11 protein-coding genes and 1 riboswitch are annotated in these 12213 nt (G+C 43.3%); of the genes, 2 read left to right on the top strand and 9 right to left on the bottom strand.

Going from position 1 to position 12213, the window contains the following annotated elements; all coding sequences use genetic code 11:
- The first annotated feature begins 30 nt into the window (after positions 1-30).
- Positions 31-1161, top strand: a complete 1131-nt coding sequence (locus tag MHB83_RS17625; RefSeq protein WP_253622360.1) for a PrpF domain-containing protein — start codon at positions 31-33, stop codon at positions 1159-1161.
- A 27-nt stretch (positions 1162-1188) separates the two neighbouring features.
- Here MHB83_RS17625 and MHB83_RS17630 read toward each other — a convergent pair whose 3' ends face one another.
- The 5 genes from MHB83_RS17630 to MHB83_RS17650 all read right to left on the bottom strand — a co-directional run bounded on the left by MHB83_RS17630 (position 1189) and on the right by MHB83_RS17650 (position 5742).
- Entirely contained in the window at positions 1189-1908 is a 720-nt protein-coding gene (locus MHB83_RS17630) for a biotin--[acetyl-CoA-carboxylase] ligase (RefSeq protein ID WP_253622359.1), read from the bottom strand.
- Positions 1909-1986: 78 nt separating this feature from the next.
- Positions 1987-2448: a thioesterase family protein gene (locus MHB83_RS17635; protein ID WP_106029055.1), complete on the bottom strand. Its 462-nt coding sequence runs from the start codon at positions 2446-2448 to the stop codon at positions 1987-1989.
- Positions 2449-2569: 121 nt separating this feature from the next.
- Positions 2570-3334, bottom strand: coding sequence for a succinate dehydrogenase iron-sulfur subunit (gene sdhB, locus MHB83_RS17640; RefSeq protein ID WP_050943616.1), 765 nt, complete (start codon positions 3332-3334; stop codon positions 2570-2572).
- Position 3335: 1 nt separating this feature from the next.
- Positions 3336-5096 carry a succinate dehydrogenase flavoprotein subunit gene (sdhA, locus tag MHB83_RS17645; protein ID WP_003216403.1) on the bottom strand — a complete coding sequence of 587 codons (1761 nt, stop codon included), beginning with the start codon at positions 5094-5096 and terminating at the stop codon, positions 3336-3338.
- A gap of 37 nt (positions 5097-5133) precedes the next feature.
- Positions 5134-5742: a succinate dehydrogenase cytochrome b558 subunit gene (locus MHB83_RS17650; protein WP_342496518.1), complete on the bottom strand. Its 609-nt coding sequence runs from the start codon at positions 5740-5742 to the stop codon at positions 5134-5136.
- A 280-nt stretch (positions 5743-6022) separates the two neighbouring features.
- On the opposite strand from MHB83_RS17650, the gene MHB83_RS17655 reads away from it, so the two are divergent.
- A complete protein-coding gene (locus MHB83_RS17655) occupies positions 6023-6466 on the top strand; it encodes a YslB family protein (protein WP_003216293.1) in 444 nt (147 codons plus the stop codon).
- A gap of 165 nt (positions 6467-6631) precedes the next feature.
- On the opposite strand, the gene MHB83_RS17660 is transcribed toward MHB83_RS17655, so the two are convergent.
- From MHB83_RS17660 to MHB83_RS17675, 4 genes are all read right to left on the bottom strand, one after another.
- Positions 6632-7861: an aspartate kinase gene (locus MHB83_RS17660; RefSeq protein WP_113387211.1), complete on the bottom strand. Its 1230-nt coding sequence runs from the start codon at positions 7859-7861 to the stop codon at positions 6632-6634.
- A 141-nt stretch (positions 7862-8002) separates the two neighbouring features.
- Positions 8003-8180, bottom strand: a riboswitch (Lysine riboswitch).
- 63 nt (positions 8181-8243) lie between these two features.
- Positions 8244-10016 carry an excinuclease ABC subunit UvrC gene (gene uvrC / locus MHB83_RS17665; RefSeq protein ID WP_342496519.1) on the bottom strand — a complete coding sequence of 591 codons (1773 nt, stop codon included), beginning with the start codon at positions 10014-10016 and terminating at the stop codon, positions 8244-8246.
- 139 nt (positions 10017-10155) lie between these two features.
- The gene (gene trxA, locus MHB83_RS17670) at positions 10156-10470 is read right to left on the bottom strand and encodes a thioredoxin (RefSeq protein WP_003216330.1); all 315 of its coding nucleotides are present in this window, start codon (positions 10468-10470) and stop codon (positions 10156-10158) included.
- A 245-nt stretch (positions 10471-10715) separates the two neighbouring features.
- Complete coding sequence (locus tag MHB83_RS17675; protein ID WP_113387212.1) at positions 10716-12194, bottom strand: alpha-N-arabinofuranosidase; 1479 nt, start codon at positions 12192-12194, stop codon at positions 10716-10718.
- Positions 12195-12213: the final 19 nt, after the last annotated feature.

Here is a 12213-nt window from a genome sequence, read left to right on the forward strand (position 1 = left end):
CAGTTCATTAAAAAATTGAGGGTGAGAGCAATGAGAAAAGTTCCAATCACAATGATGCGAGGCGGTACAAGTAAAGGGGTATTCATTCAAGCAAACAATTCACCATTTGAACACGATGAGCTCGAGGCATTTCTTTTAGACATTATGGGCAGTCCTGACCGGCTGCAGGTCGATGGAATCGGCGGCGGTAATTCTTTAACAAGCAAAGTGGCCATTATCGATAAAGCCACACGCCCGGATGTGGATGTGAACTATACATTTGCACAAGTCAGCATCAATGAGAGATATGTCGACTTTAAAGGAAACTGCGGGAATATCTCATCAGCGGTTGGGCCATACGCCATCATTAAAGGACTTGTGCAAGCGGTTGAGCCCATTACGACTGTACGTATCCTCAATACCAACACCAATAAAGTCATCGTAGCAGAGGTTGAGGTTGAAAATGGCGAAGTGAAATTTGAGGGAGATGTAGAAATTCCAGGTGTAAAAGGGACAGGATCTCCCATCTATCTATCCTTTGAAAAACCTGAAGGCGCTGTGACTGGTAAAACCTTTCCGACAGGGAACCGCATGGATACGATTCAGACAAAATTCGGAGAGATTCCGATCTCGATCGTTGACATCGCAAATCCCATTGCCTTTGTCCGTGCGAAGGATCTTCATTTAAAAGGAACCGAATTACCTGAGGAGTTTACAGACGCATTACTGAATGATTTAGAAGAGATTCGTTCCATCGCTGCTGAAATGTGTCACTTTGCACCCAAAGACATGGCGACATTACAATCACCAGCCGTTCCGAAGCTTGCGATCATTAGCGAGCCTGCTGATTATGTGGATACAAACGGAGTGATGAGACGAGCAGCCGATATGGATATCGTCGTACGCATGTTATCGATGCAAAGACCACACCAAGCGCTTGCCATTACCGGTTCTGTCTGCGTGTCAGCCAGCTGTTTTATGGAACAAACACTTCCTGCACAGCTTTATGATGGACAACATGATACGCTTCGAATCGGTCACCCTGCCGGAATTATGCAAACAGACATTGACGTGTCCCAAAATAGAGTCAAAGTCATTCGAACTGCAAGAGAAATTCTAGACGGGGTTGTCTTTACGAAACAAGATTATATTGTGCAGCCTCATATTAAAAGAGAAGCCTAAAGCAGACGAGAACATCGTCTGCTTTTTTTAATGCTGAAGCGGGGCATCAATATCTCCGGCAGAATGAGCTTTGATCTGTCCTTTATCATCTTTTAGCTGAAGATGACCAAAGCGGTTAACGCCGCAGCAAATGCCTTCTTCCCATGTTTGTTTTTCACGATCTAACGAAATGCGAAGCGGCTTGTTTAGACGATATAACCGTTTATTATAAAGGGCAGTGAGTGCTTCAAACCCTTCATTCTGCCAGCGTGTATGGTATTTTTTAAAAGCCGCTGCCAGGTCTTTCACTAGCTGATCAGCTTTCACCTCTGTCAGCTCTGATAAGCAAATGGTTTTGTACGGGACATGCTCCGGCTTCGTCTCTACATTGATGCCAACACCGATATAAATGGCGCTGCGATCTGCTTCAATTAATGTGCCGGATACCTTTGCTTCATTAATGAGGATATCATTCGGCCATTTGATCGCCAGCTGATCGTCCGCTCTTATGAGTGGTTTCAGCACATCATAGATTGCTAGCGCTGTTAGCGGGGCGATCGTTGACTGGGTGGAGAGTTTTTCTGGCGGCATGACTGTCATGGTCACTGCCACATTCCCTAAAGGTGTTTCCCACGGCCTGCCGAGTCTGCCTCTTCCTTCTGTCTGCTGGCGTGCATAGACAGCAAATGAGGGCTTTTCTCCTTGCTGCATGAGCCTTTTCGCTTCATTATTTGTACTATCAATGGTGTCATATTGAAAAATCTTCATGTGTTCTCCTCTTGTTTCTTCTTGATATGGTGCTTTTATTATAACAAAATGGAGCGTGCACGTTGATGAGGTAGCATGCTACTCTTTTCTCTGCGCCCTAAATGTCTCTTTTTCTTCTTCAGTAAATGGGACAGATGTGCCTGTGTCTTTACTAATTTGCACCATAGTGACTGAGCCGGTAAAGCATGGTTCCTGCTGCTCGTTTTCTCCTAAATAATGAAGAATGAGTGAGCTTGAGCCGACCTTCTCAGGCTTAACATACACTCGAAGCCTCTCTCCAATCTCTACCTGCTTGATGTAATCACATTGCAGGTTAGCGACGACTGTCATGGTTTCTCGCACACGTTTCATCCGTTTATCAACAATTCCTGTTTTTTGAAAAAAGGCAATGCGCGCCTCTTCAAAATACACAAAAGGGGTAACATTGTTCATGTGGCCAAACATATCCGTTTCTGAAAACCGAACGGTCGTTTCGACATAAAATCGAAAGGATGCCCTCCACTCTTCAAACGGTGCTTCAATATATGACGGCAATCTCACTTGATCATCTCCTTATTTGGAAACAAAACGCCTCTCCCGTATTGGAAGAGGCGTTTGTTTCAATATTGCATCCAGCCTCTTAAACACTCATCATGATTGGCAAAGAGGACTGAATGTGATGTTATTCTGCGTGATCGCTTCCGAAGAAGTTACGGAATGCTTGTAAAGTTGTATCTCGGTTAAGTGCAGCAATTGACGTTGTCAGCGGGATTCCTTTCGGACAAGACTGCACACAGTTTTGGGAGTTCCCGCAGTTCGCAAGACCACCGTCCCCCATAATTTCTTCTAGACGGTCAGACTTATTCATCGCACCTGTCGGATGTGCGTTAAATAAACGAACTTGCGAAAGCGGTGCAGGTCCCATAAAGGAAGATTTATCATTCACGTTTGGACAAGCTTCAAGGCAGACACCACATGTCATACATTTCGAAAGCTCATAAGCCCATTGACGTTTTTTCTCAGGCATTCTTGGTCCAGGACCAAGGTCATACGTGCCATCGATCGGTACCCATGCTTTCACCTTTTTCAAGGAATTGAACATCCGGCTTCTATCAACCTGCAAATCTCTCACAACCGGGAATGTCTTCATCGGCTGAAGACGAATCGGCTGGTCTAATTGATCAATAAGAGCTGTACATGATTGGCGCGGCTTTCCATTAATGACCATAGAACAAGCTCCGCACACCTCTTCAAGACAGTTCATATCCCAGTTGATCGCCGTTGTTTTTTTCCCTTGTTTATTGACCGGGTTCCGTCTAATTTCCATGAGTGCGGAAATGACGTTCATATTTGGGCGGTAAGGGATTTCGAATTCTTCATCATAAGGCTTTCCATCTGCTGTATCTTGACGTGTGATTATGAATTGAATCGTGTTTTTTTCACTCATCTTATTTCTCCACCTTTTTCTTCGAGTAATCTCGTTTACGAGGTGCAATTAACGATACATCGACGTCCTCATAGTGGAATGCAGGCTTTTGATTTTTTCCTTTGAACGTAGCCATCGTTGTTTTTAGGAACTCTTCATCGTTTCTCTCTGGGAAGTCCGGTTTGTAGTGTGCGCCTCGGCTCTCATTCCGGTTGTAAGCCCCGATCGTAATGACTCTTGCCAGCTGAAGCATGTTGTCAAGCTGACGTGTGAAGGCAGCGCCTTGGTTGCTCCATGAAGCTGTATCGTTGATGTTGATCTGCTTGTAGCGCTCCATTAGTTCTTCGATTTTCTGATCTGTTTTTAAGAGTTTGTCATTGTAACGAACAACTGTGACGTTATCCGTCATCCATTCTCCAAGCTCTTTATGAAGCACGTACGCATTTTCTGTTCCGTCCATGCCGAGGATGTTGTCCCATTTCTCCTGCTCTTTCTTCACGGCGCTGTCAAATGTTGCAGAAGATAGGTCTTCCGCAGACTTTTCAAGACCGCTAATGTACTTCACAGCATTTGGTCCAGCGACCATTCCGCCGTAAATGGCAGAAAGCAGTGAGTTTGCACCAAGTCTGTTTCCGCCGTGCATAGAGTAATCACATTCTCCGGCAGCAAATAGACCTTTGATATTCGTCATTTGATCATAGTCAACCCATAATCCGCCCATTGAGTAATGAACAGCAGGGAAAATTTTCATTGGAAGCTTACGCGGGTCATCACCCATGAATTTTTCATAGATTTCAATGATGCCGCCAAGTTTAATATCAAGTTCTTTTGGATCTTTATGAGAAAGATCGAGATATACCATGTTCTCTCCGTTGATGCCAAGCTTTTGCTCGACACATACGTCAAAGATCTCACGTGTTGCAATATCACGCGGTACAAGGTTTCCGTATGCTGGATATTTTTCTTCTAGGAAGTACCAAGGCTTCCCGTCTTTATATGTCCAAACACGTCCGCCTTCACCACGAGCCGATTCACTCATGAGACGAAGCTTGTCATCTCCAGGGATCGCTGTTGGATGAATCTGAATGAATTCTCCATTTGCGTAATGAGCCCCTTGCTGATAGACGATAGATGCAGCAGATCCAGTGTTAATCATGGAGTTCGTTGATTTTCCGAACACGATTCCAGGACCGCCTGTTGCCATGATCACTGCATCTGAACGGAAGGATTCAATTTCCATTGTTGTTAAGTTCTGCGCGACAATGCCTCGGCATACTTCCTCGTCATCTAACACAGCGCCAAGGAATTCCCAGCCTTCATATTTCGTGACAAGCCCCGCTACTTCATAGCGGCGAACCTGCTCATCAAGTGCATATAATAGCTGCTGGCCTGTTGTAGCTCCAGCAAACGCTGTACGGTGGTGCTGTGTTCCCCCGAAGCGGCGGAAGTCCAATAATCCCTCTGGTGTTCTGTTAAACATCACACCCATCCGATCAAGTAAATGGATAATGGACGGCGCTGCTTCACACATTGCCTTAACTGGCGGCTGGTTGGCTAAGAAGTCTCCGCCATACACCGTGTCGTCAAAATGCTCATAAGGTGAATCCCCTTCACCTTTTGTATTCACCGCTCCGTTGATTCCGCCCTGTGCACATACAGAATGCGAACGTTTTACAGGTACGATTGAAAATAGTTTAACAGCTGTTCCCGCTTCTGCTGCTTTAATAGTTGCCATGAGACCAGCTAAGCCGCCTCCGACAACGATGATGCTAGAATTACTCATTGTAGCCCCTCTCCCTCTTCTACTAATCTATTTCCTCTTAAACAAAAGCGAAAATTGCTCTTAGCCCTACATATGAAAGCGCTATAAATATACCTAATGTCACATATGTGGAGATTCTTTGTGAGCGTGGTGAAACAGTAATTCCCCAGCTGACAGCAAATGACCACAAGCCATTAGCAAAGTGGAAAATAGTAGATAAAACGCCGACAATATAGAAGCCTAGCATAAATGGAGAGCTTAAAATATTCGCCATCATGTCATAGTTCACTTCAGCTCCAAGCTGAGCTTGAATTCGTGTTTCCCATACATGCCAAGTCACAAAAATCAATGTGATGATACCTGAAATCCTTTGCAGTCTGAACAACCAGTTTCTTAAGTAACTGAAGCGAGACGTGTTGTTTTGTGCCGTAAAGGCTATGTACACCCCATAAACAGCATGATAGATCAGTGGTAAGAAAATCACGAACAGCTCAAGTGCATATCTGAATGGAAGCTGTTCCATAAAGTGTGCAGCTTTGTTAAACGCCTCTGGTCCATTCGTCGCAAAGTGGTTAATCACTATGTGCTGAATTAAAAATAGACCGACCGGAATGACGCCAAGCAAAGAATGCAATCTCCGATAAAAAAATTCTTTGTTCCCCGACATTACTTTACCCCCTAGTAAAAAGTGCAATTGCTGAAAATTGTCTTACCCCCGCTTCTTTCAATTGTAAGCACTTTATTCAAATTTATTGACAATTTCATTTTACTCCTATGTCAAAAAAGCGTCAAGAAACCGCGTACATAAATTAAAATTTTCCGAAATTTAAAAGTTTTAAATCAAAATTCGTTTTACTACAATAAGAATTTCTTAGACTTCAGGGAAAACTCTGTCATCATATGCTCACATAAGCTATAATAAATTGTTGAAAGAGGGGAGCCGTACAATGAATAAATTCGAATCTAACTTAGAACAGCTAAAAGAAATTGAAGTCAATGGATTTGCCTACGAGCTGATACGCGAAGTTCTGCTGCCTGATATTTTGGGCCAGGATCATTCATCTATGATGTATTTTGCGGGTAAGCTGCTTGCTCGTAAATTCCCTCAAGAGTCATGGGAGAAAATCCCCGAATTTTTCCATGATGCCGGATGGGGAACTCTCACGATGGTCCATTCGAAAAAACAGGAAATTGAGTTTGAGCTCGAAGGACCACTTGTATCAAATCGACTTACCTATCAAAAGGAGCCATGCTTTCAGATGGAAGCAGGTTTTATTGCTGAACAAATCCAGCTTCTCAACGAGCACGTGGCTGAATCTTATGAACAAGTGAAAAAGCGTGCTGATAAAGTCATTTTAACCGTTAAATGGGATTTAAGAGACCCTAGCTAACACTCTTTATGAAAGGCGCGGACTTTAGGTCACGCCTTTTTTGTTTGCCTTCTTCTATCATAGCATACTTAGTGAATGGGTTTACGTACGTTTTCCTTTCTAGTATGGGGGTTTCGGATATAAAAAAGAGGTGCACTCTTTTAAGAGATACACCTCCCTGCCTGTTTAAGAATGGGCAGCTACCTTTGATAAATCAAACGCATCATGCAGTGCTTCAACTGCTTTGACCATATCGTCACGGCCAACCACTGTTGAGACTTTGATTTCAGACGTACTGACCATTTTCACTTGTATGTCTTTTTCCGCTAACACAGCGAACATTTCAGCGGCTACGCCTGGATTTGAGACCATACCAGATCCAACGATAGATACTTTGGCTAATTTGCTTTCTGTCTCGATCTGTTCGTAGCCAAGTGCTCCTTTATATTCTTCTAACACTTCAACTGTTTTAGACAAATCATCCGTTTTCACAGAGAAAGAGATCGACGTCTGATTGGTGCTTGTGACGGACTGAATGATGATATCCACATTGATATTTTGCTTCGCAAGTGTCGTAAAGATGGTCGACAATGTGGTGAGACCGCTTGAAAGACCGCACACCGTCACGCGTGTAATCTGATCCTCAAATGCAATGCCTCTGACGACTAAATTTTGTTCCATGGATGATTCCTCCTCAATTAACGTACCCGATTCATTTTCAATACTAGAACGGACTTCTAGTGGGACTTGATAATTTTTCGCAAATTCGACAGCTCTCGGATGCAAGACACCAGCTCCTAAATTAGCCAGTTCGAGCATCTCATCGTATGAAATACCTGCAAGCTTCCGCGCGGCCGGTACATAGCGCGGATCTGTCGTAAATACTCCTGGTACATCTGTGTAAATATCACATTTATCCGCTTTTAGTGCGGCAGCAAGTGCTACAGCCGTCGTATCTGATCCACCGCGTCCAAGTGTTGTGATATGCAGGTCATCTGCAATTCCTTGGAAACCTGCCACAACAACGACTTTCCCAGCACTTAATTCCTCTTTTATTCTTGATTCATCGATGTCCACGATTCTTGCGTTACCATGTACTTGCTCTGTTTTCATACCAGCCTGCCAGCCTGTAAAGGAAATTGCATCATAGCCTTTTGCTTGCAGCGCCATCGTTAATAAGGAAATGGTCACTTGCTCTCCAGTTGCGAGCAGCATATCCATTTCTCTTTTGCTCGGATGATCTGTGAGTTCTTCCGCTAGGTCTACTAGAACATCCGTTGATTTACCCATTGCCGACACAACCACAACCACATCATGTCCGGCCTCGCGTTCAGCGATGACCCTTTCTGCAGCATTGCGAATTTTTTCTGTCGACCCTACAGACGTTCCGCCAAATTTTTGTACAATTAGTCCCATGTCTACCACCCTTTTTCAAAAGATCACGTGTGAGAGAAGAGGCAAGAAGCGGCTTTGGAGACTGCCTGCTCACTGCAAATAAAAAAAGCAATGAGAGAACAGATCTCCCATTGCTTTATAATCATCATCAAACGATGCAAACAATGAGATAGCCCTCCAAGAAATACATTCTTGACAGCCCTACATTTCTTCAATGTACAGCCAGCGAATAAAATGAGTGGATTTTATTCACTTCGGCGACGCTCCCCTTTTAGCCCTCTTCCTAGATCCCATCGATCTCTGAAGGCTTACTCTTGAAGTTCGCACCTCTATCTTCAACAAACAACACGTTCATTTATTAAATTTAGTCACAATCTTAACAGACTTTTGGAAAAAGTACAATCTATTTTTTTAAAGCTTCCATTAAAAGCTCGGCCGTTTGTTTCGGGATACCAGCCTCCTGAAAGTCTTGGATAGAGGCTTCTTTCATCTTTTTCACAGAGCCAAAATGTTTAAGAAGCTGTTTTTTACGCTTTTCTCCGATACCTGGCACATCGTCTAAAATAGATTGAAATGCATTTTTTCCGCGCAGCTGCCGGTGAAAGCTAATCGCGAACCGGTGCACTTCATCTTGAATGCGCTGCAATAAATAGAAGGCCTGGCTATTCCGCTCTAGTGCAACAATTTCCAGTGTATCGCCCATCATCAAATTGGATGTCCGGTGCTTTTCATCTTTGACTAGACCTGCTACTGGAACAGACAGATTCAATTCATTTTCAAGCACATCTATCGCTGCATTGATCTGTCCCATTCCTCCATCAATTAAAATCAAATCTGGTAGCGGGAGCTCATCCTTTAACACGCGGGTATATCGCCTTCTAATGACTTCACGCATCGATGCATAATCATCTGGACCTGTGACGGTTTTAATTTTGTATTTTCGGTATTCCTTTTTATACGGCTTCCCGTCCTGAAAGACGACCATGGCAGAAACCGGGTCTGCACCTTGAATATTCGAGTTATCAAATGCCTCAATCCGGTAAGGCATATAAATATTTAGTGCATCTCCAAGCTGCTTCACTGCACCAATGGACCGCTCTTCATCACGCTCAATGAGCGAAAATTTTTCTTTTAAGGCGATTTTGGCATTTTGATGGGCAAGTAATAGCAAATCCTTTTTCTTTCCTTTTTTCGGCTGATGAACGTTCGTCTCAAGCAATTGTTCAATCATCTCTTGATCTACGCTATCTGGCACCAAAATTTCCTTCGGCAGAAAGTGGTTGTTCTTTGCATAAAATTGTCCCATAAATGTGAGAAACTCTTCCTCAGGGTCTTGATACATAGGAAACAGGCTGACATCACGTTCAATCAATTTCCCTTGCCTGATGAAGAAGACCTGGACACACATCCAGCCCTTGTCATAGGCATATGCAAAAACATCTCGATCTGATAAATCGCTCATCGTCATTTTCTGCTTTTCCATCGTAGAGTCGATATACGCGATTTGGTCTCTCAGTTCTTTTGCCCGTTCGAACTCTAATTGTTCGGCGGCTTCCTGCATCTTTTCGGTGAGTTCTTTTTTGATTTGCTGATGTCCTCCGTTTAGAAATCTTATGATTTCGTCCACGAGCTGCTTATTCGTTTCTTCAGAAATGTCATACACACATGGCGCGAGACATTGTCCAAGATGATAATAGAGACAGACACGGTCAGGGAGGGTGCTACATTTTCTGAGAGGATATAAACGGTCGAGCAGCTTTTTCGTTTCTCTTGCTGCCTGTACGTTCGGGTATGGACCGAAATATTTCCCTTTATCCTTCTTCACATTGCGTGTGACGATCAGCTTAGGATGCCGTTCATTCGTAATTTTAATAAAAGGATACGTTTTGTCATCCTTGAGCATGACATTGTATTTTGGGTCGTATTTTTTGATTAAATTCAGCTCTAAAATGAGTGCCTCGATATTAGAAGAGGTGACAATGTATTCAAAGTCCTCAATTTCACTGACAAGCCGCTGCGTTTTGGCGTCATGAGATCCAGTGAAATAAGAGCGTACTCTATTTTTTAAGACCTTTGCCTTCCCCACATAAATGACTGTATTTTGCCGATCTTTCATTAAATAGCAGCCTGGTTGATCTGGCAAGACCGATAGCTTTTCTTTGATCAGTTTGTTCATCTTTTCATCCGTCCTTGTTTTCCTCTTTCACTCCTTCTAGTGTATCACGAACATTTGTTTTATACCATATTGAAAGAAAAGCGGCTCTCGTCTTTACGAGAACCGCTTTAGTGAGTATGCCGATTGGGCATAGACAGGTTTATAGATGTTTGTTAACAAGCTCAGCAAGTGCTTCTTTTGGTTTGAAACCAACAGAAGTTTCTACCACTTCACCGTCTTTTAAAACAAGAAGTGTTGGGATACTCATCACGCCGTATTTACCAGCAGTTTCTTGGTTATCGTCTACATCAATTTTTACAATTTTCATTTTATCGCCCATTTCTTGATCAAGTTCTTCAAGAACTGGAGCAATCATTTTACAAGGTCCGCACCATGGTGCCCAAAAGTCCGCAATAACAACACCTTCTGCAGTTTCTTGTGAAAATGTTGCGTCAGTAGCTTTTACGATTGCCATTATTCATTCCTCCAATGTAAATTATGCTTTTTAGTATAGCATCTACCAATGTGACTTGCGAATGAAATGCTTACGAATCATTTTTTATGAAATGAATTAAAAAACAAACCGTACAATCGCACCAATGACAACAATTGCACCGATAATCATGAGAATCGTTCTAAGCATATAAATAACTCCCTTTCCGCTTCGTTTACAATGTATGATGCCCCAACATCCTGCTCATCAAACATCTAAATATGCGATCAAGCGAGATCAATCGTAATCATCACCACAGACATTGGCGGTAGCTCTATGCTCAACTCACCGGGTTTTACAGCAAATTGCTGAAACTCTGCTGGCTGGACAGCATGAGGATCATCAAATGTGTTGTGCGCATTCATGCGGTTTGCTGTCAGCACGCGGCCCGTGACTTTCGTTTCTGCATCCACACCTTCAATGGCAAGGGATACTTCGTTTTGTTCATGCGGATTCAGGTGACAGAAGCTAATATGCATCTTATCTGACGAACGCGAAGCTGACACGCTAACCTGAGGTATTTTTTCTCCTCTGCGTTCATAAGGCGTTGACACGAATTCCACTTCAAGTGCTTCTTCCTCTTGATGCACTTGAAACATGTGAAACACATGATACGTAGGTGTCAGAAGCATCTTTTCGTCTTCCGTTAACACCATTGCTTGCAGAACATTGACCGTCTGGGCAATATTCGCCATATGAATCCGCTGGCAATGACGATGAAAGATATGAAAATGAAGGGCACAAACAAGTGCGTCTCTTAGTGTGTTTTGCTGATACAAAAACCCTGGATTTGTTCCTGGTTCTGGGTCATACCATGTCCCCCATTCATCAATGATCATCCCGATTCGCTTGTCTGGATCATAACGATCCATGATCTCTCCATGATCCACGACAAGCCGTTCCATCTCATAGGCTTTTTTCAACGTAATAAACCATTCATCTTCATCAAATTCAGTCGCTGACCCTTTCTTCTCCCACGTACCAGGTACAGTGTAGTAATGCAAACTGAGTCCATCCATCCAAGGTGCGGCGCGCTCCATTAATACTTTTGTCCAATTCACATCATTTGAATTGGCTCCGCACGCAATTTTGTATATGGATTGACCTGCAAACTCTCTCACATACGTTTGATATCGTTTATATAAATCGGCATAGTATTCAGGCGTCATATTCCCGCCACAGCCCCAGCTTTCGTTTCCTACACCAACATAGGTCAAATCCCAAGGTTCTTGTTTTCCATTTTGAATGCGCCAATCAGACATAGGTGTTCCCTTTGGAAAGGTGATGTACTCGACCCAGTCTGCTAATTCTTGAACAGTCCCACTTCCCACATTTCCGCAGATATAAGGCTCACATTCAAGCAGCTCACACAATTTCATAAACTCATGTGTACCAAATTCATTGGATTCAACCGTACCACCCCAATGAGTGTTCACCATCGGCTTTCGTTCGCTGAGATCACCTACACCATTTGCCCAATGATACTCGTCTGCAAAGCAGCCGCCCGGCCACCTAAGCACCGGAATATGTAATGCTTGAAGGGCTTTTAACACATCCGTACGAATCCCCTCAATATGATCGATCTCTGAATCTTTTCCGACCCAAATCCCATCATAAATCCCTCTTCCTAAATGCTCTTGAAAATGTCCATAGATGTGTTTAGAAATACGTCCGATCACGTCATTCACTTTTACTGTTCCCTTCACTTATCAACCGCTCCTTTGT

Source organism: Bacillus sp. FSL K6-3149, from assembly GCF_038630515.1.
Classification (GTDB): domain Bacteria; phylum Bacillota; class Bacilli; order Bacillales; family Bacillaceae; genus Bacillus; species Bacillus pumilus.